This is a genomic window from Mesorhizobium kamtschaticum (assembly GCF_056174585.1).
The window spans coordinates 3,263,042-3,287,304 of sequence record NZ_CM149691.1 but is presented as its reverse complement, the minus strand read 5'-3'; the positions used below and the strand labels follow the sequence as shown (position 1 = coordinate 3,287,304).

Annotated in this window: 23 protein-coding genes and 2 pseudogenes; 12 read left to right on the top strand and 13 right to left on the bottom strand. The window is 62.8% G+C overall.

Features of this window, described 5'->3' with window-relative positions:
• Positions 1–16 precede the first annotated feature (16 nt).
• Positions 17–727 carry a DNA helicase gene (locus AC0V7N_RS16030; protein WP_475460351.1) on the bottom strand — a complete coding sequence of 237 codons (711 nt, stop codon included), beginning with the start codon at positions 725–727 and terminating at the stop codon, positions 17–19.
• A gap of 385 nt (positions 728–1,112) precedes the next feature.
• On the opposite strand from AC0V7N_RS16030, the gene AC0V7N_RS16025 reads away from it, so the two are divergent.
• Positions 1,113–2,105: a hypothetical protein gene (locus AC0V7N_RS16025; protein WP_496627955.1), complete on the top strand. Its 993-nt coding sequence runs from the start codon at positions 1,113–1,115 to the stop codon at positions 2,103–2,105.
• A 51-nt stretch (positions 2,106–2,156) separates the two neighbouring features.
• On the opposite strand, the gene AC0V7N_RS16020 is transcribed toward AC0V7N_RS16025, so the two are convergent.
• The gene (locus AC0V7N_RS16020; protein WP_475459119.1) at positions 2,157–2,948 is read right to left on the bottom strand and encodes an alpha/beta fold hydrolase; all 792 of its coding nucleotides are present in this window, start codon (positions 2,946–2,948) and stop codon (positions 2,157–2,159) included.
• Between the two features lie 100 nt (positions 2,949–3,048).
• On the opposite strand from AC0V7N_RS16020, the gene AC0V7N_RS16015 reads away from it, so the two are divergent.
• Positions 3,049–4,014 (top strand): LysR substrate-binding domain-containing protein, encoded by a 966-nt coding sequence (locus AC0V7N_RS16015; RefSeq protein ID WP_496627954.1) that lies wholly within the window; start codon positions 3,049–3,051, stop codon positions 4,012–4,014.
• A 39-nt stretch (positions 4,015–4,053) separates the two neighbouring features.
• On the opposite strand, the gene AC0V7N_RS16010 is transcribed toward AC0V7N_RS16015, so the two are convergent.
• Positions 4,054–4,623 carry a DUF4336 domain-containing protein gene (locus tag AC0V7N_RS16010; RefSeq protein ID WP_475459116.1) on the bottom strand — a complete coding sequence of 190 codons (570 nt, stop codon included), beginning with the start codon at positions 4,621–4,623 and terminating at the stop codon, positions 4,054–4,056.
• 197 nt (positions 4,624–4,820) lie between these two features.
• Here AC0V7N_RS16010 and AC0V7N_RS16005 point away from each other — a divergent pair, with 197 nt between their 5' ends.
• Positions 4,821–5,417 carry a TetR/AcrR family transcriptional regulator gene (locus tag AC0V7N_RS16005; RefSeq protein WP_475459114.1) on the top strand — a complete coding sequence of 199 codons (597 nt, stop codon included), beginning with the start codon at positions 4,821–4,823 and terminating at the stop codon, positions 5,415–5,417.
• A gap of 36 nt (positions 5,418–5,453) precedes the next feature.
• Here the strand turns inward: AC0V7N_RS16005 and AC0V7N_RS16000 are convergent, their stop codons facing one another.
• Entirely contained in the window at positions 5,454–5,903 is a 450-nt protein-coding gene (locus AC0V7N_RS16000) for a GatB/YqeY domain-containing protein (RefSeq protein ID WP_475459111.1), read from the bottom strand.
• A 267-nt stretch (positions 5,904–6,170) separates the two neighbouring features.
• Between AC0V7N_RS16000 and carA the strand changes: the two genes are divergently transcribed.
• Complete coding sequence (carA, locus tag AC0V7N_RS15995; RefSeq protein WP_475459109.1) at positions 6,171–7,376, top strand: glutamine-hydrolyzing carbamoyl-phosphate synthase small subunit; 1,206 nt, start codon at positions 6,171–6,173, stop codon at positions 7,374–7,376.
• Between the two features lie 2 nt (positions 7,377–7,378).
• Here carA and AC0V7N_RS15990 read toward each other — a convergent pair whose 3' ends face one another.
• The 3 genes from AC0V7N_RS15990 to ypfJ form a co-directional block, all read right to left on the bottom strand.
• Positions 7,379–8,299 carry an aldo/keto reductase gene (locus AC0V7N_RS15990; protein ID WP_475459106.1) on the bottom strand — a complete coding sequence of 307 codons (921 nt, stop codon included), beginning with the start codon at positions 8,297–8,299 and terminating at the stop codon, positions 7,379–7,381.
• A complete protein-coding gene (locus AC0V7N_RS15985) occupies positions 8,296–9,561 on the bottom strand; it encodes a TCR/Tet family MFS transporter (RefSeq protein ID WP_475459104.1) in 1,266 nt (421 codons plus the stop codon). Before AC0V7N_RS15985 ends, AC0V7N_RS15990 begins: the two co-directional genes overlap by 4 nt.
• A 153-nt stretch (positions 9,562–9,714) precedes the next feature.
• Positions 9,715–10,641 (bottom strand): KPN_02809 family neutral zinc metallopeptidase, encoded by a 927-nt coding sequence (gene ypfJ, locus AC0V7N_RS15980; protein ID WP_475459102.1) that lies wholly within the window; start codon positions 10,639–10,641, stop codon positions 9,715–9,717.
• A 186-nt stretch (positions 10,642–10,827) separates the two neighbouring features.
• Here ypfJ and AC0V7N_RS15975 point away from each other — a divergent pair, with 186 nt between their 5' ends.
• A complete protein-coding gene (locus AC0V7N_RS15975) occupies positions 10,828–12,903 on the top strand; it encodes a hypothetical protein (RefSeq protein WP_475459100.1) in 2,076 nt (691 codons plus the stop codon).
• A gap of 74 nt (positions 12,904–12,977) precedes the next feature.
• Here AC0V7N_RS15975 and AC0V7N_RS15970 read toward each other — a convergent pair whose 3' ends face one another.
• The 3 genes from AC0V7N_RS15970 to AC0V7N_RS15960 all read right to left on the bottom strand — a co-directional run bounded on the left by AC0V7N_RS15970 (position 12,978) and on the right by AC0V7N_RS15960 (position 15,211).
• On the bottom strand, positions 12,978–13,166 hold the full coding sequence (locus AC0V7N_RS15970; RefSeq protein ID WP_019860505.1) for a hypothetical protein: 189 nt from the start codon (positions 13,164–13,166) through the stop codon (positions 12,978–12,980).
• A gap of 187 nt (positions 13,167–13,353) precedes the next feature.
• Positions 13,354–13,902 carry a hypothetical protein gene (locus AC0V7N_RS15965; protein WP_496627953.1) on the bottom strand — a complete coding sequence of 183 codons (549 nt, stop codon included), beginning with the start codon at positions 13,900–13,902 and terminating at the stop codon, positions 13,354–13,356.
• Positions 13,903–14,824: 922 nt separating this feature from the next.
• Positions 14,825–15,211 (bottom strand): DoxX family protein, encoded by a 387-nt coding sequence (locus AC0V7N_RS15960; RefSeq protein WP_475459097.1) that lies wholly within the window; start codon positions 15,209–15,211, stop codon positions 14,825–14,827.
• A gap of 293 nt (positions 15,212–15,504) precedes the next feature.
• Here AC0V7N_RS15960 and AC0V7N_RS15955 point away from each other — a divergent pair, with 293 nt between their 5' ends.
• On the top strand, positions 15,505–15,804 hold the full coding sequence (locus AC0V7N_RS15955; protein ID WP_258582052.1) for a GlsB/YeaQ/YmgE family stress response membrane protein: 300 nt from the start codon (positions 15,505–15,507) through the stop codon (positions 15,802–15,804).
• Positions 15,805–15,900: 96 nt separating this feature from the next.
• Here the strand turns inward: AC0V7N_RS15955 and mntR are convergent, their stop codons facing one another.
• Positions 15,901–16,353: a manganese-binding transcriptional regulator MntR gene (gene mntR / locus AC0V7N_RS15950; RefSeq protein ID WP_172225675.1), complete on the bottom strand. Its 453-nt coding sequence runs from the start codon at positions 16,351–16,353 to the stop codon at positions 15,901–15,903.
• A gap of 232 nt (positions 16,354–16,585) precedes the next feature.
• On the opposite strand from mntR, the pseudogene AC0V7N_RS15945 reads away from it, so the two are divergent.
• The 3 genes and pseudogenes from AC0V7N_RS15945 to AC0V7N_RS15935 all read left to right on the top strand — a co-directional run bounded on the left by AC0V7N_RS15945 (position 16,586) and on the right by AC0V7N_RS15935 (position 19,590).
• A pseudogene (locus AC0V7N_RS15945) lies at positions 16,586–17,949 on the top strand (Nramp family divalent metal transporter).
• A 54-nt stretch (positions 17,950–18,003) separates the two neighbouring features.
• The gene (locus AC0V7N_RS15940; protein ID WP_475459094.1) at positions 18,004–18,846 is read left to right on the top strand and encodes a protein-L-isoaspartate O-methyltransferase family protein; all 843 of its coding nucleotides are present in this window, start codon (positions 18,004–18,006) and stop codon (positions 18,844–18,846) included.
• Positions 18,847–18,939: 93 nt separating this feature from the next.
• Complete coding sequence (locus AC0V7N_RS15935) at positions 18,940–19,590, top strand: dihydrofolate reductase family protein (RefSeq protein ID WP_475459092.1); 651 nt, start codon at positions 18,940–18,942, stop codon at positions 19,588–19,590.
• Between the two features lie 233 nt (positions 19,591–19,823).
• On the opposite strand, the pseudogene AC0V7N_RS15930 reads toward AC0V7N_RS15935, so the two are convergent.
• Positions 19,824–20,731, bottom strand: a pseudogene (locus AC0V7N_RS15930) (LysR family transcriptional regulator).
• Between the two features lie 54 nt (positions 20,732–20,785).
• Here AC0V7N_RS15930 and AC0V7N_RS15925 point away from each other — a divergent pair.
• Together AC0V7N_RS15925 and AC0V7N_RS15920 are read left to right on the top strand one after the other, a co-directional pair.
• Positions 20,786–21,385: a LysE family translocator gene (locus tag AC0V7N_RS15925; RefSeq protein ID WP_475459088.1), complete on the top strand. Its 600-nt coding sequence runs from the start codon at positions 20,786–20,788 to the stop codon at positions 21,383–21,385.
• A 401-nt stretch (positions 21,386–21,786) separates the two neighbouring features.
• Positions 21,787–22,725 carry an IS110 family RNA-guided transposase gene (locus AC0V7N_RS15920; protein WP_475456790.1) on the top strand — a complete coding sequence of 313 codons (939 nt, stop codon included), beginning with the start codon at positions 21,787–21,789 and terminating at the stop codon, positions 22,723–22,725.
• 60 nt (positions 22,726–22,785) lie between these two features.
• Here AC0V7N_RS15920 and AC0V7N_RS15915 read toward each other — a convergent pair whose 3' ends face one another.
• Positions 22,786–23,580, bottom strand: coding sequence for an SDR family NAD(P)-dependent oxidoreductase (locus AC0V7N_RS15915; RefSeq protein WP_496627952.1), 795 nt, complete (start codon positions 23,578–23,580; stop codon positions 22,786–22,788).
• A 185-nt stretch (positions 23,581–23,765) separates the two neighbouring features.
• Here AC0V7N_RS15915 and AC0V7N_RS15910 point away from each other — a divergent pair, with 185 nt between their 5' ends.
• The gene (locus AC0V7N_RS15910) at positions 23,766–24,230 is read left to right on the top strand and encodes a MarR family winged helix-turn-helix transcriptional regulator (RefSeq protein WP_475459084.1); all 465 of its coding nucleotides are present in this window, start codon (positions 23,766–23,768) and stop codon (positions 24,228–24,230) included.
• Positions 24,231–24,263 lie beyond the last annotated feature (33 nt).

Genomic DNA, 24,263 nt, shown 5'->3' with positions numbered 1-24,263 from the left:
TTGGCCACCGGAAGGCTCAAGCTGCCTGGAAGCGGACCTCGCCCTGGTTCAGGAAGCAGGCCTTGTTGAGCAGCGAAAGATCCAGCGGGTTCGGCAACCTGATGTCATTGATATCGGGAAACGGCTTGGTCGCGGGATCGTAGGACCGGTCGATCTGCGAGATGAACACCAGGATCACGCCGCTGTTGCGTGCAAAAACCTTCAGCGTGCGGACCTGATCCATCAGGGCCGGATTTTCCCGCTTCTGGTCGAGCAGCTGCAGATAATCGACGACCACTAGCGTACCGCGCGGCACCGATCCCAACCTTCTGACGATGTAATCGGCGCTGATGGCATCGGAAGTGTCGAACTCGAACAGTTCGTTGAACCGGCCCGGCTCGACCCCGATGGCATGAAACCGCTCCAGCACATCCCGTTGCGTATATTCCAGCGTGAAGAACACGCTGCGATGGCCTGATTTCATCGCTTCGACCGCGAGTTCGAGGCTCATCAGCGTCTTGCCGTGGCCGGGCCGCGCGCCGACAAGAACCAGATCACCCTGCGCCAGCTGCGCGAACAATTTGCTGGCGGGCGCCGTCTCGGAAAGCTTGGCCGCAAGCAGGCTCCAGCTGGCAAAACCTTCGCGAGCGGCAATACGGTCAAGCGCCTGGTGGAGCGGGATTTTCGCCTCGCGCGACAACAGCCTGGCTTGACGCTTCAGATGATAGACGGGCTGGGATAGCCTCATTGCAAAACCTCCTGGTGCGAGCCGTTTTCGCAACCCCTCCTTATGCCTGGTGCTCGAACAGTCGGTTCGGTGATGAGAACGCCCCGCATGAACGAATGCTTTCCCAGCGGAGGGAGGAGGCGTGGGCCACGCCAGAATCAGATGATAGCGCAATCCCCGTGGATCGAAAATCGGCCGATCGAAAATCACGCATGTCCACGGAGATATCAGCCGCAAACCTTGGACCAGCATCTGGATCTATCGGCGGTTTGCGCGCCGGCCCCGGTTCGCTTGAACTTGCAGGCGCGCTAAACAAGATGTGTTTCGCCGATCAGCGCGAGACATCTTATGATTGGCTGCGTGTGGCAACAAGGATTCGCATGGCTTCGGCAGGAGAATTGAACCGGTGCGGTTGAGATCTGTCCCTCTGGGTATTGTCGTCACCCTCAGCCTTCTCGTCATTGCCCTGACGGCGACGGTACGGTCCTTCGCCGCACCCTCGGCCATCCCGGCCTGGCTGCAGGCCCATGTCGGCGACAGTGACGGCCAGATCTCACAAGTGGTGCTGGAGCGGGCGCGCGCGCTTTACCTGAAAAAGGTGGCGCAAGGCGCCGTCAGGAACCCTTGCTATTTCGCCATGGATGCGACACGTCCCGGCGATCTCGGCAATGGCGTGCTCGGGCGCCGGTACTACGTTGTCTGCGAAGCCAGCCAGTCGTTTCGCGCTATCGCATCGGGTCACGGGGCCGGCAAGAACCTGAAAGGCACGGTCGATTTTTCAAACGGCAGGCGGTGCTCCAAGAATTTTGGCAATGCCATGGATTCGGAACTAACGGCTGGCGGGGTATACATGACCCGGGAGTCGAAAACCTCGTTCAAGGGTTTTTATCGCACCGGCGCCAAACGGGACGCGGCTTTCCTGCGCACCTTCATACAGTTCGACGGCGAAGGCGAAGCCGCCAATGCCAGGCAGCGCGTGATCGGCGGCCACGCGGCGCAGGTGCTGCGGGCCATGTGCATGCGCAAAAGCCCCAATAGCTCCTATGCCGACCATGATGGTCTGGTGCCGTTCGGCAAGCTGGTGGACTATGCCGGCGGCCGCAGCAATGGCTGCACCAGCTGGTCGCCGGCGGATGCCCAGCAGATCATCGCGATGGTCAAGGACAACCCGACGACGCTCTACATCTATCCGGAATCGCGCGACATCGCCGCCGTCGCGCAGGCGGCAAAGAGCCATTCGCCATCCGGCGCGGCACCCTACTGGAACGCGTCCTGCCTGAAGGAAATCGGCGCACCGAAATTCTGGCCGAAAAAAACCCTCGAGCCGATGATCGCCCAGTACAAGAAGGATCATCCGGCACCGCCAGCGCAGCCGCTGCCGATGTGCAAGGAGCCGTGAAGTCCGCTCGACCATACGGGGACAGCGGGCTCCACGGGATTGCGTGCCGGCTCAGCTCAGAAAATCGAGCACGGCCTTTATGAATTCGGCAGGGTACTCCACGTTCGACAGGTGAACTGCGGGCAGGACAACCAGCTTCGCGCCGGGCACCGCCGCTGCGATCAATTCACTATGGCTGGCCGCTGTCACCGTGTCATGCTCGCCGGCGATCACCAGCGTCGGCCGGTTGATCAGCGCTACAGTGCGGCGAAGATCGGCATCGCGCACCGCCGCGAACAGACCGGCAAGGCCATGCCGGTCGATCGTCATCAGCATGGCGCGGAAGTCCTCGATGACCGGTCCGTTGGCCGCCATCATCTGCGCGGGGAACCAGTTGTTGAGGAACACTTCGGCGGTTTCCGACATGTCCGGCGCCTGCCGGACAACGGCAATCCGCTCGTCGAAATAGCTTGCCGGCGAAAGATGGGACGAGGTGTTGCTCAGGATCAGCCGGTCGATCCGCTCGGGCGCGTGGATGCCGAGCCACTGCCCGACGAAACCGCCGAGCGACAGGCCGAGGAAATGCACGCGTCCGAGGCCGAGCGCATCGAGCAGCTCGATCACGTCGCGGCCAAGCCGGTCGAGCGAATAGGCGCCGACTGGCGCGCTTGACCCGCCATGGCCGCGAAAATCGTAGCGCAGAACACGGAAATGCCTGGACAGTTCGTCGACCTGCGCGTCCCACATATGCAGCGTGGTGCCGATGGAGTTCGACAGCACCAGCACCGGCTTTGCGGCATCGCCGTCGAAGCGGTAGGCGATGGGCGTGCCGTCGCCGACAGTCACGAAATTCAGCTCACTCATGATGAAATTCCTTCTGGAATGTTGAATGAGACAAAGCGTAGTCGCGGCGCGTTTTTGTTGATATTACAAAGATAAGACAATCTCTGTAGATAAAGCTGACATGGCCGAATTCACCTTGCACGATTTGCAGTGCTTCGATGCAGTGATCCGCACCGGCGGCTTTCAGCCGGCGGCGGCCCTGCTGCACCGCTCGCATCCGGCGGTGTTCGCCGCTATCGCCAAGCTCGAACGGCAACTCGACCTCGTCCTCCTGGATCGCGGCGGCTATCGCGTGCGTGGGACCGAGGCAGGGCTGTCATTCCACCGCCGCGCGCAATCGCTGCTGCGTGAGCTGGAAGGCCTGCGCGTCCATGCCGCCCAGCTCTCGATGGGCGAGGAAAGCGAAATCCATGTCGTAATCGGCGATCTCTGCCCTCGCCCGCAGGTTCTGGGCATGCTTGGCCGCTTCTTCGCCCAATGCCCGGGCACGCGCCTGCATCTGCATTTCGAGGCCGTCGGCGGCCCGTGGGAGCGCCTCTTCGATGACGAAGCCGATCTGATCCTGCACTGGGTCGACAAGGGCGATGCGCGGGTGGAATGGGTCGATCTGTGCAAGGTGCTCTTCGTTCCCGTGGTGGCGCCGGGCTTTCTGCCGGAACGCATCAAAGAGCCGGTCACGCCCGATCAGATGCAGGCACTCACCCAATGCGTCATGCGCGACAGCGCCCGCCATTCGCCACAACAAGACTATTCGCTGATCGAAGGCGCGCCGCAATGCCTGGTGGCCGACCAGGGCATGAAGAAGGAGATCATCCTGCAAGGCCTTGGCTGGGGCCACTTGCCCCGCTTCCTGATCGAGGAGGAGTTGCACGACGGACGCCTGCACTCCATTGCCGGCCGCCATCTGCCGGGCCGCACCGACGAGCTGGTGGTGGCGCGCCGCCGCGACCGGCCACACGGACCGGTCGCCAGCCGGTTATGGGATCATGTTCAGCAGGAAGCGCCTGCGTTGCGCCTCGCGCTCGAGCCTCGGAAGATTGCCTCCCAGGTTAAGAACCCACCAGCCAGCGGAAGGCGCGGCGAATGAAGGCCTGCCCCCCTTCGGTGATTGGTTCGCCATGTGCCATCAGGACCTTTTCAGCCGGCCATGCGAGCAACGCTGAATGGCCGCGCGGGCGGCGGCCCGGTCAGTAAAAGCGGCGCGGAATTTTCGTGGCACCGATGGCTCGGCGGCCACCATCAGGTCCAGCCGGGCAACCAGCGCCCGCCAGCCCTTGAACCATCCAGGGCGGAAATGCTGGATCAGATCGGTGAACAGCACTGTCCTGCTTTGGCGGTGAAAGAACACGATCTCGGTCGTGATCCTGTTGCCGCGCATGACGACCTGGTTGAGGTCGTCGGCCCAGTCCGCCACCGGCGTATCGCCGAGGTCGCCGTCGAAGCGGACATCCCTGCGGTTTTCGCGCAGGCCTGACGGCGCGTAGACCTTGGCGTCGGGATAGCCACGCTGCCAGTCACCAAGGAAAACATGGTGAAGCGAATTCGGCGGGATCAGGAAGCGCACCTGACCCAGGGTATCGACCTCGGCGCGAAGCGCGTCCGTGAGCTCGGTTGGCGACCAGATGAAGAGACCACTGCTGGACAGTCGGATGACGGCCATGCGCGTCGGATAGTGGAAGCCTGCGGCCGCCGTCACGGTCGGACCGTCCGCAATCCAGATGCCAGGGCCGAATTCTTTGAGAATACCAACCATTTTTGCACAGGCTTTCGATGGATCCGCTTGAATTCCGTCGCACCGCAGCCGACCGTTCCGGCAGCCAACCGGACTGGCTACGTTGTCGCTGATCGCGCGTATAATTTTACATATGTGTAAATTTACACTACGGTATAAAAATGACAACCCCTAAGCGCACCGAACGGTCGCGAAACCTCATCATCGACGCCGCCGACCTGGCGTTCCGGGAACTCGGCTTCGCCAACACCTCAATGGAAGAGATCGCGATCCGCGCGGGTCTGACCCGCAAGACGGTCTACAATCTGTTCAGTTCGAAAGAAGAGATTGCGCTGCGGCTCATCGCCAGCGTAGAGGCGGGCGACGCCGCCTACCGTGCCCGCATCGAGGCGAACGAAGACGTCTTCGTCCTGCTCGAAACCGTCTTTCTCGACAGCGCGCGCTGGTGCCTGGCCAATCCTTCGCTCGCCAGGCTGGCCCTCGCCCCCGCCGAGCGCCCTTCCCTGCAACCGCCACCCGACCGCCCCTCCTTCCAGCGTCTGGTGCGGGATCTGCTCGTGCTCGGCCAGCGGCAAGGTGCCATCCGCAGGGATGACGACGCCAATTTCATGGCGCTGGTCCTGCTCGGCATATATGGCCAGGCGATGCTTTCGGCGCTCTCGGGAGGAGCGTTCCGCGAGGACGAGATCAGGCACATCATCCGTATCGTCGTCGAGGGGATAGGCGAACGCTCGGCGGGCCGAAGTGGCGGCGGGTGACGGTCGCAATCTCCGGCCAGCGATAGGCAGCTATGCCTACTGCAGCAGGCCCTTGACGATGCCGCTTGCCTTGCCGAAATCCATCTGGCCGGCATATTTCTGCTTCAGCGCGGCGATCACCTTGCCCATGTCCTTCTGGCTGGCCGCACCGGTCTGAGCGATCGCTTCGCGTGCGGCAGCCGCAATGGCCGCATCGTCGAGCTGCGTCGGCAGGAAGCCGCGGATGATCTCCATCTCGCCGCGCTCCTGCGCCGCCAGTTCCGGGCGCTTGCCGTCCTCGAAGGCCTTGGCCGATTCCTCGCGCTGCTTCACCATCTTGGCCAGGATCTGCAGGATCTCCTCGTCGCTGGCGGGGTCCTTGGCCGAACCGCGATTGGCGATGTCGCGATCATGAATGGCAGCCTGGATCAACCGCAATGTCGGCAGCCGGTGCTTGTCCTGCGCCTTCATCGCGCTCTTCAGGGATTCGGCGATTTTCGCGCGCATGGTACTTTCTCCTTCGAACGGCGCGGACAATAACCGTGGCGAACTCGCAAAGCAAATCTCATCAAGCCACTGATATTGTTCAACGAAATAAAACATCGTGGTTTTGGCGCGGCATCATTGACCGCTCTGGCCCCTTCCCCTATGTACTCGGCCTTGCATAAGACAATGAATTGACGTGCGCGGGCTCGAGAGATCGTTGCCGTGCCGGAAGCTGCGCAGATGGCTCGCCGGGCCACTCGAAGCGCGCAGCCTGATAGGAGTGCCGCCATGGCCGAGATGACCGCCCCTTGGGCAACCGAAAAGCCGACCGCCCTTCTGGTGCTGGCCGACGGCACCGTCATCGAGGGTCGCGGCCTCGGCGCCACCGGCTCCGCCGTGGCCGAAGTTTGCTTCAACACCGCACTCACCGGCTACCAGGAAATCCTCACCGACCCGTCCTATGCCGGCCAGATCGTCACCTTCACCTTCCCGCATATCGGCAATATCGGCACCAATGGCGAGGACATCGAGGACCTCAACCCGGCCGCGCGGGCCGGCGCCGTCGGCGCTGTGTTCAAGGCCGATGTCACCAACCCATCCAATTACCGCGCCGCGGGTGGTCTCGACCAGTGGCTGAAGAAGCGCGGCATCGTTGCCCTGTCGGGCATCGACACCCGCGCGCTCACCGCACTGATCCGCGAAAAGGGTATGCCCAACGCCGTCATCGCGCATGCGCCCGACGGCGTCTTCGACCTTGACGATTTGAAGCAGCGCGCCGCCGCCTGGTCGGGCCTGATCGGGCTCGACCTCGCCAAGGAAGTCACCTCGGGCCAGTCCTCGGTCTGGCGCGAGACGCCCTGGGTGTGGAACGAAGGTTTTGGCGAACAGGCCGAACCGTCCATGCACGTCGTCGCCATCGACTACGGCGTCAAGCGCAACATCTTGCGCCTGCTTGCCGGCCTTGGCGCCAAGGTGACCGTGGTTCCGGCCAGCACTGGGTCGGAAGAGATCCTCGCCATGCAGCCCGACGGCATCTTCCTCTCCAATGGCCCCGGCGACCCGGAGGCCACCGGCGACTATGCCGTGCCGGTCATCCGGGATTTGCTCAAGACCGATATTCCGGTGTTCGGCATCTGCCTCGGCCACCAGATGCTGGCGCTGGCGCTCGGCGGCAGGACCGCCAAGATGCACCAGGGCCATCACGGCGCCAACCATCCGGTCAAGGATCACACCACTGGCAAGGTCGAGATCGTCTCGATGAACCACGGCTTTGCCGTCGATGCCGACTCGCTGCCCGAGGGCGTCGAGGAAACCCATGTCTCGCTGTTCGACGGCTCGAACTGCGGCATCGCGCTGACCGGCCGTCCGGTATTCTCGGTCCAGCATCACCCCGAAGCCTCGCCCGGCCCGCAGGACTCGCACTATCTGTTCCGCCGCTTCGTCAACCTGATCCGCGAAAAGCGTGGCGAGGAATTGCTGGCTGAGCGGGCCTGAACTTACGCCACCGGCCGGCCTTCGCTGGCCTCCAGTATGGCGAACCATTGCTGGCGGTCGAGCACGATGTCGAGCGCCTTGACCATGGCCGCCAGCCGTTCCGGCTTCATCGACCCGAGCACCGGGACCGGCCGGGCCGGATGCCGCAGCAGCCAGGCGATGGCGACAGTGGCAAGATCGCCGGCGCCGACTTCGGCGGCCACCGCCGCGAGCGCTGCCCGTACCCGAGCTTCTCGGGCTTCCTTGCCGGTGAACAGCGAGCCGCCGCCGAGCGGCGACCAGATCATCGGCGCATAGGCCAGACGATGCGCATGGTCGAGACTGCCGTCGGTCAGCGCCGATGTCTTGAGCACCGACATCTCGATCTGGTTGGTGGCGAGCGCAAACGGCAGCCGCGAGGCCAGCAGATCGAACTGCGACGGCGTGAAGTTGGAAACGCCGACCGCCCTCACCTTGCCTGCCTTGACCAGTCCGGCAAGCGCCGCCGCCGTCTCGTCAGCCTCCATCAGCGGGTCCGGCCGGTGCAGCAGTAACAGGTCGAGATAATCGGTGTGGAGATTGGTCAGCGAGCGGTCGACCGACGCGGTGATATGGGCAGCGCTGGTGTCATAGTGCTTCAGCCGGTTTTGCGGCCGGTTGGCCGAGGCCAGCATGATGTCGCATTTCGAGATCAGTTCGATCCCCTCGCGCTTGCCCTTCCAACGCGACAGCCCGGCGCCGAACGCCGCCTCCACCTCATAATTCCCATAGATGTCGGCATGGTCGAAACTGGTCAGGCCAAGATCGACGGCGCTGTCGATCAGCCGCGCGACTTGATCGGCATCAGGGCGAGCGTCGCCGTCGAGCAGGCGCCAGGCACCGAAGACCAGCCGAGACAGCGACACCCCGTCCTTGGTCAGCGTGATACGGCTGTCATGGCTCATACCTGTGCTCCATCTTCCGCGACGTCGGTGGTGACGGTCCTGACCGCCGCCGGCCTCGCCACCTTGGTGACGAAGACGATAACTGCCAGCAGCAGGAAACACGCGCCGACCAGATAGGGCGCGCCGCCGAAGGTCACGGGCGCGCTTGGTCCGGTGAACCAGGAAAAGATCGCCGTGTAGAGCAGCGGCGTGATGATCGAGGTGATCGAGAAGATCGAGGTCATCGCGCCCTGCAGTTCGCCTTGCGCCGAAGGCGGCACCTTGGCGGCGGCGAGGCTTCTCAGCGGCGGATCGGCCAGCGCTTCCAGGCAGCCGACGACGATCACCGCATAGACCATCCATCCCTGCGAAGCGAAAGCGTAGCCGAAGGCGCTGGCCGCCGTGAAGGTCAGGCCGATGACCGCCGTCCTCCATTCGCCGAGCCTGGGGATCACGCGCGGCAGCACGGTGCCCATGACGATCGCGCCGCACAGGCCGAAGGCGCCGAGCGAGAAGCCGATCTGCTGCTCGCTCCAGCCATAGCGGTAGTTGGAAACGAACGACCACACCGCCGGATACATCATGTGGCCAAGCGTCATCAGGAAGAAGACGAGCCCGATCCAGCCGATGCCTTCATACTGGCGCATCTGCAGCAGCGTGCCGACCGGGTTGGCGCGCTTCCACTCGAATCGGCGGCGATGCTTTTCATCGAGCGTTTCCGGCAGGAAGAACATCGCGATCAGGAAGTTCACGAAGGCGAGCCCGGCGGCGAAAAAGAACGGCACGCGCGGTCCAAACGTGCCGAGCAATCCGCCCAGCACCGGCCCGATGACGAAGCCGACGCCGAAGGCAATGCCGAGCAGGCCGAAATTCTTCGCCCGGTTCTCGTCGTTCGAGATGTCGGCAATGAAGGCGGATGTCGTCGAATAGCTGGCGCCCGAAATGCCGGCCAGCACACGGCCGATGAACAGCATCGGATAGGACCAGGCGATGGCGCAGATCAGATTGTCGATGGAGAAAGTCAGCACCGAGGCAAGCAGGATCGGCCGCCGCCCGAAACGGTCGCTCAGGCCGCCCATGATCGGCGCGAAGAAGAACTGCATGGCCGCATAGACGAAGAACAGCCAACCGCCCTCGATCGCCGCTTCACTGATGCCAACGCCGGTCAATTCCCTGAGAAAAGCCGGCAGCACCGGCATGATCATGCCAAAGCCGATAATATCCAGCAGCAGCGTGGTGAAGACGAGCGCCAGGCCCCGCCTGGCGGTTTTGGGGTCGATCATGATGGGTCAATCTCCTCCGGCCGCCCTTGGCGCAGGCGGACGCACCTTATAGGCGAACCCGCAAAAAGGAACAATGCGAGAACAGGCAGGAATGTTTGATCCTGACACCCCCTGACGGCATCTTCGTCGTCAGTTTTTGTCCGAAAAGACTCGTTAGAGCGCGCCGGTCATCGTGTTGCAATCCGCCAGCTTGCCGCTCTTGTAACCGCGCGCCAGCCAGGTCTGCCGCTGCTGCGAGGTGCCATGGTTGAAGCTTTCCGGCACGACATAGCCCTGCATCTTCTTCTGCAGCGTGTCGTCGCCGATCTGTTTGGCGGCGTTCAGCGCGCTTTCCATGTCGCCCTGCTCCAATATGCCCTTCTGCGCTGTGAAATGCGCCCACACGCCGGCGAAGCAGTCGGCCTGCAGCTCGATGCGCACCGATAGCTGGTTGGCATCGGCTTCGCTCATGCCTTGCCGCATCTGGTTGAACTTGCCCATGATGCCGGTCAGGTTCTGCACGTGATGGCCGACCTCATGCGCGATGACATAGGCGCGGGCGAATTCACCGGAAGCGCCGAACTGCTGGTCGAGCTGCTGGAAGAAGGTCATGTCGAGATAGACCTTGTGGTCGCCGGGACAATAGAAAGGTCCGGCCGACGAGGAAGCAGCACCGCAGGCAGAGCGGATTTGCCCACTGAACAGCACCAGCTTCGGGTTCTCATAGGTCAGGCCTTGCGACTTGAAGATGCCGGTCCAGGTGTCCTCGGTGTCGGCGAGCACGGTCGCGACGAACTGCTTCATCTCGTCATTGGCGGGTGCCGTGCCGCTATCCTGGCCACCGCCGCTGTTGTCGGTGATTTGGCCACTCCCGCCCGGCAGCAGGCTACCGTCGCCACCGCCCAGGATCGCTGAAGGATCAAAGCCGAAATACCATCCGGCCAGCACCACCAGGATGACGAGGATGATGCTGCCGCCGCCACCGGTCCGGCCGCCGATCGGGAGTTGGAACCCGCCGCCACCGCCGCCGATCCCGCCGCCGCCGCTGTCGCTGCGGTCGTCCTCGATATTGTCACTCTGACGACGGCCTCTCCAGAGCATGGCAACTCCCCGTGATGCGAACTTCCTCGTTGCTCCGGCTTGCCGGCTCAACCCAACAAACAATTATCCCAATGGTTGCGCCAAGTCACAGTATTTTTCGCCACCGAGGCGACGCCGGCGTGATGGCCTCAGCGCACTGGCCGAGACCGGCCAAGGCCTGTAGCATCGCCGCAAGCAAAGGGGGGCGTGAGGCTGAAGACGGTCGGTCAATTCCTGTCGTTGTTCGCGGCACTGCTCTGCCTTGGCTTGCCAAGCGCCGGCGCGGTGACACTCGATTCCAGCGTCGCCGTCACCGATCCGGCCACCTTGCAGGCACTGGAGCGCGGCGGCCTGTCGATCAGCCGGCTGCTCGGCCCTGCGCTCGGCCTCACCCGCGACGTCGACAATCATGGCCTGTTTTCCGTGCCGGCCCTGGCCACCGTGCGCGACACGGTCAAGCAGGAGATATCTGACGAGCCGAAGACCAGCCCGGACCCCTATGTCGCGGCCATGGCCAGATCGAGCGACACCAGCCAGAAATTCAATCCGAAATACATCGACGATGACGGCTCGACACTCGACCTGACCGGCGTCGTCAACCGCATGGATCGCGGCTATCTCGGCCACACCGAATGCGGCGAGATCCGGCTGATCTACCGCTTCCACTATTCGGTTGCCGAAAAGCCGGCCAAGGGCAAGGTGGCGCAGCGCATTTCCTCGCGCCTGCCGCTGACCATGAGCCTGGTGTTCAACGCCAAGCCCGGGCGGGCGCAGGCGCGCGCCTCGAAGGATTTTCCAAGCGCCACCGACGTGTCCTGCGCCGACGTCGCCCAGCGCTGGCTTGCCGCCGGCCAAAAAGACCTGCCGCCGGAACAACTCGCCGCCTGGCTGCGCTCCGACGAAGGGCCGCTGTCCGGTGCGATGCTCAATTCCTCGCAGATCATGCGGCTCGAACTCAACATGCAGGTGCTGCGCCTGTCGGCCTCGACGCGGCGCGATTTTGGCGGCCACGCCGAATATCTCCTCAAGATATTCAAATGGAATCCGGCGACCTCGAGTTTCTATGAATCGAAGATGGAGAACCAGATCGACCGGGCGACGGTGCTGGCCGACAAGCCGTCCTTCGCCAAATGGCTGCTTACCGACCGCAACATCTACGATCTCGACCATGGCCGGCTGGTCATCGACGAAAAGTTCCTCGCCAAGAGCGCCGTTTCGGTCGCACCCGGCGGGTTGAGCCGCTCGCAGAACAACATCGCCTACGGGCTGGTCGACGACGCCGATATCGACAAGGCGCTGAAAGACTACGTCGCCAGGGGCAACACGCTCGCCACCATCAAATCAGTCGCCGGCTTCGATCTGCGGCTGAACGAAATGAGCTGCACCGGCTGCCATCAGACGCACGGCATTGCCGGCTTCCACTACACCGGCGCCGATCCGGCCAGCGAACCGCGCCGCAACGCCGTCTTCGTGCCGGGCTCGGCGGTGTTCTTCGCCGACCTGCCGCGCCGCCGTGCTATCGTCGAGCAATTCGCAGCCGGCGGCCATCCCGATTTCACCAGAGGTTTCGCCGCCCGTCCGGACCAGAAATATGCCGAAGCGCTCAAGGGCACCGACCTCTACAATGGCTGGGGCTCGATCTGCTATCGCGGTGACGACGCGAGCTTCAAGGACTGGACCTGTGGCGCCGGCCTGCGCTGCGCCGGTGTCCACGAAAGCGCCATCCATCCGGGCTTCGGCACCTGCGTCAGTGAGAAGGGCACCGCGGTCGGCGACCCCGTCGAGTTCGGCGAGATCAAGATGTCGACATGGGGCAACGACCAGTATTGCCGCCTGTCACCGACCACCGCCAAGGCCTGTGCCATCGACCCGGCACGGGACAAGAAACCATTGGTCAAGCTCGCCGGCTATGGCGCGGCGCGCCAGCGCTACGACAACCCCGAACAGAAGACCGGCGGCTTTCCCGGCGGCATGCTGCGCAAGGCGACCTGCGACAAGCTTCCCGATGAGGCGACCTGCGGCCGCCTGGCCAAGACCGGCTTCAACGATTGCATCGCCTCGGGCAAGGACCACAAATTCTGCACGAAGGAATTCACCAAGACCGCCGGCCTGCGCGCCTGCGACAAGGCGCATCCGTGCCGCGAGGACTATATCTGCACCGCCGGCTACGATGACTTGCCCCAGGCCAAGCCCGGCGAAGGCACCTGCATCCCGCCCTATTTCATCTTCCAGTTCCGCGTCGACGGTCATCCCAGAAGCTGGGTGCAGGACGTCCGCGAGTGAGCATGCCTGATCGTTGCATCCAGGCGCATCCCTGCAGACGGCTTGCGCCGATAAGCGCTGATATCGGCCTGGCCTCAGCTTTTCTGCTTGGCGCCGGCGCTCTTGCCGTCCGAGCTTTTTGAGCGCTCCTCGAAGCGTGCGGCACCCTTCTTCAGGGGATGACCGGTCTCGGCCTCGGTCTTCCGCTCGTCCTTCGCCGCCGCCTGCTTCAATCCCTTGGCCGCCTGCTTGCCCTTTGCGGTCGGTGCCTGTTCGACGCCCATTGCTTCCTCCCTTGGCGCGATAATCGCGCGATGTCAGAAGCAACGTGCGTAAGGTGCGGCGGTTCCGGCGGCCTCTCCGAAAACGGCTGAGCGCCTTAGAGCGATTCCAGGAAAAGTGTGAAAAACGCCGCTCCAACCAAATCTAAGCCGGAGCGGCCGCTCATAAACAGGAAGTTCTGAGAGCGCCTTAATAGGCCTTCTTGGCCATCGTGTGCTTTTTGGCGTGCTTCTTATGCTTCTTGACGTGTTTCTTGACGTGCTTCGTCGCCATAGCATCCGAGCCTGACGAAGTGGTCGTTGCGGTCGTCGCTGCGGGGGCCTGGCTCATAGCGGCGTTGGCGTTTCTGGCGCCGAGGACCGGCATCGAGACAGCGAACGCGAACGCAAGACCGAGGGCGGTGAGAAGGGACCTCTTCATGGTTTCATTTCCTTTTTTGCAGTCGGTTTTGAGCGTCACTGAACCGGATTGATCGGTGTCGCTCCTGACAGCTTCAACGCATTCGCTAGCATCCGTATTCCCTGTGCCTGTTTCTTGTTGGTGGAACCGGCTTCCCTTTCTTTGAAGCGCCCCTGGCAGCGGTGACCTGTGGCGGGCCGAAAGGCTCGCCATCCAGGCGTTTGAACGCAACGATACAAGCCGGCCTTCCGAAGGATCAAGCCGTGGTCTGCAGGGCAGCTCAGCCGGGAAGGCACGATCGGCGGCTTTCCCGGCATCGCGCTTGGCGCCTTTCTGCAACTATTCAGGGCGGGAGGAGCAAATCGTCGACCGGAATAAGACAGTGATACAAAGTCTTGAACTCCAGCCACCGACGCTTCTTATGAAATCGCGTATTTCGCTGAGAAACACGGGATCAGCCTGAAGGCAGCTGAGAGATCATCCGCACCGTCGACGGGCCGTCCAAGAGGATGTGTGATGCCGCCGCCGTCGCGTTCGTAGCAGTGGCTGCAAGGGCCAAGAAATAAGATCCTCCGATCGCAATGGGCGAGGACGATTCGACGTCCGGCAGGTCGCCGTCAGCTATGTGCTGCACCTGGTTGAGCATCCCTCGAGATTTTTTCAGAACGTCGTCGCTTGAACCACTTGCCCCAACTGCGAAAGATATCCGCAATTCAGATAGGTCCGCTGGAACAGGAATGCTCCGCAGAACGTTTATCTGCATCAAGTCACAGGCATTAGGCCCAGCCCAGGGCAAGCGCGGCGAACGGCGAACATGGCCGGGAGCGCTCATTGGAGGCGCATATGGATATCACCACGATTCTGGTCATCGTTCTTATTGTTTTGGTGCTAGGCGGCGGCGGTTTTTACGGCCGCGGGCGCTGGTACTAAACTGTGAGGATCGTCATAGAGTCGATCGGAGCCTCTTGGTCCCGCTTTCCGACATAGTGCCGAGAAATAGATACCTGGAGGCATGAGCCATTGAACACTCGGCGCAATAGCGTTTCGGAGGCTCGTTGGCTTCTTGCCGTACCCTTTTGCTTGTCATTCCGGTCCTTTTGGCGGGCTTCGTTCTTGCCTGAATCAACCCGTGGTCGGCGCTCGTGCTCCATGTTGGCGACCCGCTGAAAGATTGGCGAGTGGAGCAGTGTCCTGGCGGGATGCATTTACGTTTGGTGGCGGAGGCCCATGATTTTGCAAGGCATGGCGCTCGTCATCTCGCTCAGCCCCGGTTGTCGACACTCCAGGCTCCAGGTCCCGCGAAAAACAGGTAGAAGAAGGCAAAGCAGAACAGGATCGCCGCATCACCCATATTGTTCGCGGGGAAAAAGCCCTTTTGGGCGTGAACCATGAAATAGGCGATCGCCATCATCCCGCAGAGAACGAACGAAACGGGCCGGGTTAAAAAGCCGACCAGGATCAGCAAGCCGCCGAGCAATTCAAGAATGCCCGTTACAATCATCAGCGTTTCCATGCCGGGCTGTGCCGGCATCGTCGATGGTGGAAAGTTGAAAAGCTTTTGGCTGCCGTGTTCAAGGAACAGAAGCCCCACAACGAACCTGAGCACTCCCAACGCCTGAGGCGAATATCTGGAAAGACCTTGGAGCATCGGAAACTCCGTCGTGCTGATTTCTATCGAGTTTAACCGCGACGCTCCGCGAAGGTTCCGGTGGCATCCAAGAGAACTCGCTAACTCGTGCTTGACGATGAGGTTTTGATCGCCATGGACTTGGAGCTTGCGCTCACAGATGCTGGCTTCATGGTCGCGGTTGGGCGCTGCCCGACGGTCGCGTCGCCGACGCGCTTTGGCTTTCGTGGGGATGGAGGATCGGTTATGGAATTAGTGCGCTAATTTACGGGCACCAATCGCACAGCAAAGAAAGGGAGCCCGGGAGGATCACCATGCATCTGTCGAACGAGAGCATCATTGTCATATTGGTAGTCGGCCTTGTTGCCGGATGGTTGGCCGGGAAGATCGTGCGGGGAGCTGGCTTTGGCCTAATTGGGGACATAGCAATCGGGATCATCGGCGCGTTCATCGGTGACTGGCTACTGCCTCGCTTAGGCATCCATCTTGGGAGCGGAACGATCAGCTTGATCGTCAACGCCACCGTCGGTGCGATCGTACTTCTCCTCATCATCCGGTTGGTTGCCGGTGGCGGTCGCTTCGGCGGCGGATGGAGTGGTCGTCGGTGGCGCTAGCCCGGGGTTGCGAACCCATCGTCTCGAACGACGGGCGCAATCGCGTTTTCGCACAACCTCGGTCGAACTCGGTCATCAGGACGATTGGGTCTGACCCTAGCGCGGCGCCGTCATCGCCTTGCGAAAAGCGTCCAACGTCTCGGCGCTGACATGGTGCTCGATGCCCTCGGCATCGATGCGCGCCGTCTCCGGACTGACGCCGAGCGAGCGCAAGAAAGCCTCCACCGTCTGATGGCGGATGCGGCTTTCCTCCGCGACCTTGCGGCCGGCCTCGGTCAGGAACACGCCGCGATAGGGTTTCCTCGACACCAGCCCGTCGGCGCACAGCCTGGTCAGCATCTTGGCCACTGTCGGCTGGGCGACGCCGAGCCGAGCGGCGATGTCGACCTGGCGCGCCTCGTTGCCGTCCTCGATCAGGTCGGCGATCAGCTCGACATAATCCTCGACCAGCGCGCTGCGGCGCGCCTGGCGCTGCTGCCGGAACCCTTCCGAATGGACATCGGCGTCGGGCAGTGGCTCACGCGGGACCGGTCTGTTCTTCAGCGCCAATGCGCGCTCCTCCTCGGGAGTTTAGCCGTTGCTGCTTTATAGCACGGGCTCTGATTCTTCAGGCCGTTTATTTGCATTCCCCCACAGGTGCAACCGGCGTTTCCGGTCGCCGCTTCGCAAACCCCGCTGAACGTTCGATAAAAAGCATAAACAATGAAATATAGCCTATTGCATAATGTTGAGCCATGGCATAGCTTACGGACATCTCCCAGAAGTCGCGGAAAGCCTTTCCATGTCAGAAGCAGAAGCCACAGCCCCCCGCTCCTCATGGCGGTTCGCCAGGCAGGACGAGGACGATCAGCCCAGCCTGCGCGAAGTCAATTCCACCATCGCGGTGCCGAGTTCGGGCGTCTGGTTCCGCCGGCTGTTCGCCTTCATGGGGCCGGGCTACATGGTCTCGGTCGGCTATATGGACCCGGCAACTGGGCGACCGACCTCGCTGGTGGCGCCCAGTTCGGCTACACGCTTTTGTTCATCATCATGCTGTCCAACCTGATGGCGATCCTGCTGCAGGCGCTGGCCGCGCGGCTCGGCATCGCCACCGGCCGCGATCTCGCCCAGGCCTGCCGCGCCTATTATCCGCGCCCCGTCAATTTCGTGCTGTGGATCGCCTGCGAACTCGCCATCATCGCCTGTGACCTCGCCGAAGTCATCGGCACGGCGATCGCATTGCAGCTTCTGTTCGGTATTCCGCTGATCGGCGGCGCCATGCTCACCGCGCTCGACGCCTTCCTCGTGCTGCTGTTGATGAACAAGGGTTTTCGCTATCTCGAAGCCTTCGTCATCGCGCTTTTGATCATCATCTTCAGCTGCTTTGCCATCCAGATCTTCGTCGCCGCCCCGCCGGCCGGCACGATCCTGCACGCCATGTTCGTGCCGTCCTCCGAAATCGTCACCAATCCGGCAATGCTCTACATCGCCATCGGCATCATCGGCGCCACGGTCATGCCGCACAATCTCTACCTGCACTCCTCGATCGTGCAGACCCGCGCCTATGAGCGCACCGAAAAGGGCAAGCGCGACGCCATCAAATGGGCGACGACGGACTCCACCATCGCCCTGATGCTGGCCTTGTTCGTCAACGCCGCCATCCTGATCGTCTCGGCCGTCGCCTTCCACAACACCGGCCATCAGGACGTCGCCGAGATCGGCCAAGCGTTCGATCTGCTGTCGCCGCTCTTGGGCCTGAGCATCGCCTCCATCCTGTTCGCCGTGGCGCTGCTGGCGTCGGGCCTGAACTCGACGGTGACGGCCACACTGGCCGGCCAGATCATCATGGAAGGGTTCCTGCGCCTGCGCATCCCCAACTGGGCGCGCCGCCTTTTGACGCGCGGCCTTGCCATCATCCCGGTGGTGGTCGTCACTGCGCTCTATGGCGAGAAAGGCACCGGCCAGTTGCTGGTGTTCAGCCAGGTGATCCTGTCGATGCAGCTGCCCTTCGCGGTGGTGCCGTTGGTGCAGTTCGTCTCCGACAAGAAGAAGATGGGCAATCTCGCCATTCCGCGTGGTGTGGCCGCACTCGCCTGGGTGGTCGCGGCGATCATCCTCGTGCTCAACTTCAAGCTGCTCTACGACACGATGTTCGGGGTCGGCTGAGGTTTCGCCGGATCGCAAGACAAACCGCCAAATCGCGCTATCTTCTCTCGCGTCATGAGTAACATTGAAGACATCAGGAAATTCTACGCCCGGCTGATGGCGGCCAATGCCGCCTCATCCGATCCGCGCCTGGAGGAGGTGTTCGCCAGCGTGCCGCGCGAAGCCTTTCTCGGCCCCGGACCGTGGACGATCGTCGCCGGCAACGGCAAGGTCACCACGCCGAGCGCCGACCCGGCCCATATCTACCAGAACGTGCTGGTAGCGCTCGATGCCGACAAGGGCATCAACAATGGCGAGCCTTTCCTGCATGCCATGTGGATCGGAAAACTGGCGCCGAGGCCCGGCGAGATCGTCACGCATATCGGCGCCGGCACCGGCTACTACACCGCCTTGCTGGCCAGGCTGGTTTCGCCTGATGGCACCGTCACCGCCTTCGAGCTGGACAGGAACCTGGCCGAGCTGGCGCGCAAAAATCTCGAAGCCTATGGCAATGCGACTGTCGTCCATGGCGATGCCGTGACCACGCCCTTGCCGCAATCTGATATCATCTATGTCAACGCCGGCGTCGTCGCCCCACCGGCCGGATGGCTGAAGGCGCTGCGCCCCGGCGGCCGCATGATCTTCCCCTGGCGCCCGGCCGAGCGCGTCCCGCTGGCGGTGATGGTGACCCGCACCGAAAAGGGCTTTGCCTGCGATCCCTTCATGCGTGCCTGGTTCATCCCATGCTTCGGTGCCTCGGTTGCCGATCTTGCGGCGAAAATCCCGACGCGCGAGCAGGCGACACGCAGCCGCTCGATCTGGCTGAAGAGCGACAAGGCGCCGGACCGCACCGCCACCGCCATCTTCGGCGATGTCTGGTTCTCGTCACGCAACATCCAGACCAGCGGCAAACACTGAAAATTTGTCCGGCTGCAGTCGAAATCCAGCTCTGTCGTTCGTCGTTACGCTGGATCCGGCTGTGACGGCGCGGATCAGCCAAGGAGAGGAAAAATGAGAAAGATCATCGCCGCCACCTTCGTCAGCCTCGACGGCGTCATGCAGGCACCGGGCGGGCCGGAAGAGGATCCGGTCGGCGGCTTCAAATTCGGCGGCTGGACCTTCCATTACTTCGACGAGATAGCGGGCGCGGCAATGGAGGAACTGTTCTCCAAACCCTTCGACCTGCTGCTCGGCCGCAAAACCTACGACATCTTCGCCGCGTACTGGCCCTATCAGAAAGATCCGATCGCCGACGCCTTCAACCCCGCGACCAAATATGTGGCGACGCATCGGCCTGACACCCTCACTTGGCAGAACGCGCAATCGCTTGGGCCTGATATCGTCGCGACATTGCGCCGCCTCGGCCAAGAGGATGGACCTGACCTGCTCATCCAGGGATCGGGCAATCTGATCCAGACCTTGCTCGCCAACGGGCTGATCGACGAGATCCGGCTGATGATCTTCCCGCTGTTGCTGGGCAAGGGCAAGCGGCTGTTCGGCGACAGCGCGATGCCGGCCGCCTTCAAGCTTGCCAAGTCGCAGACATCCAGCACCGGCGTCATCATGGCGACCTACGAACGATCAGGCGAGATCAAGGTCGGCTCGTTTGTCACGGGCGAGCCGTCCGACGCCGAGATAGAGCGGCGTAAGAACTGGAAGTAAGATCGTAGAAACACTGCGCCAAGCTGGAGCACCCCTCATCCGACCTCGCTTCGCGAGGCCACCTTCTCCCACAGGGGGAGAAGGCGGAGCCCGGCGCAAGCGGCTCAGCCAATCTCCAACGTCGATGATTGGCAGGGACATGCGCGCAATCTTGCCTTCTCCCCTTGTGGGAGAAGGTGGATCGGCGCGTTCGCGCCGAGACGGATGAGGGGTGTTCCAGGGAAGTGCGACGCTCACGCCGCCTGCAGCCGCCTCGCCAACCCGTCGCGAATATGCCGCGCGAATTCCTGCGCTGCCGGCCCGACGCCATGCTTCGGCAGATGCAAATTGATGGCAAAATTCGGCAGTGGCGGCAGGCCGGGCTCGAACGGCAAGATGTCGAGATCGGCTGGCACCGTGGAGGCCAGCCATGTGGTGACGGCGAGATCGGACCGCACCGTCGCCGTCGTCGCATCGATATTGCCGTTTTCGAACACCGTGCGCCATTCCAGCCCATGCTCGTTGAGCGCCGAAAGCACCACCGGCCGGAAAGCGCAGGTGTCGGCGACGATCGACACCGGCAGCGGTCGCTTGGCGCGGGCGACGCCGCCCTTGGCGCCGACCCAGACCAGCCGGTCGATGGCCAGGCATTCGCCTGATGTCGGCCCGACCCGCTCCTCGATCACCGCAAGGTCGATGGTGCCGGCCGCAAGTGCCGAGGCCAGTTCGGCGACGAGGCGCAGACCAGCGATATTTCGACCTGCGGATAGGTCTCGGCATAGGCCTTCAGCACCGGCGCCAGCAAGGTGCCGACGAGGTCGTAGGGCACGCCGAGCCGCACCTGGCCGGCGACAGCACTTCCCGCCATCTCGGCCCAGATCTCGTCATTGAGGCTGAGCAGGCGCCTGGCCTTGTCGAACAGCCGCTCGCCCGAACGCGTCAGGCGCAGGCCGCGCCGGTCGCGCTCGAACAGGCTGCAGCCGAGCGTGTCTTCCAGCCGCTTGACCTGCTGGCTGACGGCGCCTTGCGTCAGATGCAGCGCATTGGCCGCCGCTGTCATGCTGGCCTTTTCGGCGACGATGACGAAGGTGCGCAGCAGCGCCATATCAAGATTGCGGATCATCTCTGCATTATAGATGCTAATGCCAGATATCACAAACATTGCATTTACTGATGCCAGCTCAAGCCTACCATGGGGCCTCAAAAAGGACGCCCCATGCTCCAGCCCATCCTGCCGCTCATCCTGTTTGCCTTCGTGGCCACCGCCACGCCGGGTATCGCCACGACCTTGTCGACTGCCTCGGGGGCGCAGTTCGGCTTTCGCCGGTCGGTTCCGCTGATGATCGGCAGCGCCGCCGGCCTCGCCACGGTGACGGGTGCCGCCGCCGCCGGGCTCGCCGGCCTGCTGCTTGCCGTGCCTTCGCTGCAACTGGCGATGAAGGTGATCGGCTCGCTCTATCTTCTGTGGCTGGCGATCAAGATCGGCCGCGCCGGGCCGCCCAATCTCGACGTGACGATGGCCAGGCCGAACAGCTTCCTTGGCGGCGCCGGCATCCAGTGGGTGAACCCCAAGGGCTGGGCGATGGGGCTGGGTGCGGCAGCCTCGTTTGCCGCATTGGCCGACGGGCCGGGACAGCTTGCCTTGCTGCTCGGCTCGACCTTCGGCCTCACCGCCGCCATCTCGCTGTCCATCTGGTGCGTCGCCGGCATGGTGCTGGCACGGCTGCTGAAGACCGAATGGCAATGGCGCGCGCTTAACATCGTGCTGGCGCTGGTGCTGGCCGCGTCGATCATCCCGATGTGGCGGTCGGCGTGAGGCGCGACGGTGCAGAACTTGGGTTCCTCGCCCCCGCCAAAGCGGGGGGTCCGAAGGACGGGCGAGACCCGTGGCTCGCCCCGGCTAGGTGGCCGCGAAGCGGTCGGAGAGGGGGCTGGCGCCAGCGGCTGAAAAGGATTTCTTGAAGCCCCTTCCCGGACAGGATTGCGCCAATCCCCCACTCCGTCTCGGCTTTGCCGAGACACCTTGTATCTACACGAGAGAGATTTCGTGGGATTGAAGCGATTGAGCCAAGGCCCGGGCGGCCGCCCGGACCTTGGCTTGGCGAAGTCGCCCGTACCACCTGAGGTTACAGCCGCGGGAGAGCTTGGGATCTTCGCCTTCGTCACGCACGACCGAACAGTCGCTTGGTTCCAACCGTACGCACAAGGCAGGTTACCGTGAACAAGATCATTTGTGGAGTTGATGTTTCTAAGGATTGGCTGGACGCGCATATCAGGCCGAGTGGGGCGATAGAGCGCTTCGCCAACGATGCGACGGGGATCGCAGCTCTTTGCCTGTTTTGCCGCAGCCATGGCGCAGCTCTTGCGGTGATGGAGGCGTCGGGCGGCTACGAGCGGCTGGGCTTCATGCTTTTGTGGGCGCACGGCATGGAGTGCGCTCTGGTCAATGCTAGAAGCGTGCGCCGCTTCGCCGAGGCGATGGGCCATCTGGAGAAGACCGACCGGATCGACGCTGCCGTCATCGCCCATTACGGCGCAGTCAAGAAGATGGTTCCCACGCCACCGCCCAGCACTGCTCAGCAGCGCCTTGCTGCGCTGGTTGGGCGGCTTTGCCAAATTGTCGGCGATGCCACCATCAACAAGCAGCGTAGAAGTGCCGCACGCGATGCCGAGGCATGCGCCAGCATCGAGGCCATGCTGGCCTTCCTCAAACGCGAGGAGCGGCGCCTGGCAGGCGAGATCGCCTCCATGATCGATGACGATCCGCTGTGGGCCAGGCTGGGATCGGCATTCCGTTCGCTCAAGGGTGTCGCCGGGCGCACCGTCGCCCGCCTGATGGCCGAACTGCCCGAGATCGGCCTCATCTCCAACAAGGCCATCGCCAAGCTGGCAGGCCTCGCCCCCATCGCCAATGACAGCGGCAGGCGCGCCGGCAACAGGCATGTGCGCGGCGGACGCGCCGGGCCGCGTGGCATCCTCTTCATCGTCGCGGCCATCGTGGCCAAGTTCGATCCCCATCTCAAAGCGTTCACTCAACGGTTGCAACAGGCGGGAAAGCCCAAAATGCTCATCCGCATCGCGCTCGCCAGAAAACTTCTCGTCATCCTCAATGCAAAAGCACGCGACGCGAGAAGCGAGTTCGCAAATGCAACTTGATACCCCAGATAGTCGCTCTCCCCCACATTCGTGGGGGCGAGGAACCGCGCCCTTGCTAGCTCAAGCCGCGTAGCGCGCCGCCGGCTTGTCGGCGTGCAGGCTGCCATAAAAGGCTTGGCGCGCACCAAGGAATGTGTCCAGCTTGGCCGCGTCGACAAGCGCCGGGACAGTGACGGCTTCGCCCCTGGCCAGGCCGACAAGGGCCGCATCGACCATGTCGTCGGCGGTCATGATGATCTCCTTCGGAAGCTGGTCGATATCACTGCCGGCAAGTTCCCAGAAATCAGTCCGGGTCGCGCCCGGCAGCACCACTTGCACCGTCACGCCGGTACCCGCGACCTCACGATGCAGGGCTTCGGTGAAGTTGACGACATAGGCCTTGGTGCCGCTGTAGATGCCGCCGAACGATGTGTCGTAGGCGAGCACCGAGGCGATGTTGACGATGGCGCCGCGGTTGCGCGCCAGAAGTCCCGGCAGCACGGCACGGGTCAGGCGCGTCAAGGCGATGACATTCACCTTGATCATGCGTTCGGCCGCGTCGGCGTCAGCCGTTGCCACCACCTGCTGGCCGCCAAGCCCGGCATTGTTGACCAGCAGCGTCACGCTGTCGTCGGCTGATATCACCCGCTCGACGCGGCGCACATCGTCGTCGTCGGACAAATCGGCTGCGATGAAGCTGACCTTGCGGCCGTAGGCATCGCGCAGCTTCTCAGCCACTTCCTCGAGCCTGTCGGCGCGCCGCGCCACCAGTACGAGGTAATAGCCCTGCCCCGCCAACCGGTCCGCATAGACCGCGCCGATGCCCGACGAGGCGCCGGTGACGACCGCCGTGCCCTTGTTTGCCTGTCCACTCATTGTCCTGTTCCTTCTGTTGTTACCCGGCGAGACAGGCCGATGTCCTTCGTCCCGCCGCCTAATTTCTAATTAGTGGCATATGCCACTTTCAGGGAAGTAGGTATATGCCACTATCTTGTCAACGGAGGTGACAGAAACTATTTCTGCGGCAGGCCGGCAGACGCTTTTGCCGGCGAGGAGTCGTGATGACCAAGACTGCGATGCCGGGATTTAGCCCTTGCAACAATGCAACGTTGCGGCGTGCTGCGCGCAAGCTCGGCCGCTTCTATGACGATGTGATCTCGCCTTCGGGCCTGAAGGGCACGCAATACGGCCTGCTGTACCAGATTCACGTCAGCAACGAGCCGGCGATGGGCACCATAGCCGAGGCGATGGTCATGGATCTCTCGGCGCTCGGCCACACGCTGAAGCCGCTGATCCGCGACGGCTATGTCGAAGCCTTCACCGACAAGGACGATCGCCGCGTCAAGCGGGTGCGGCTGACACCCCAAGGCCTCGCCAAGCTCGACGAAGCAACCAAATTGTGGAGCATTGCCCAGCAGCGCTTCGAGGCCATGGTCGGCAAGCAACGGGCTGCCGATCTGCGTGTCATGCTGGATGAAGTCGCCGCACTGGACTATGAGTCGCCGGCGGCCGCTCTTCCAGGCTGAAGGAGCGGCCGCCAGTCAGATCTGCAGGAAGTT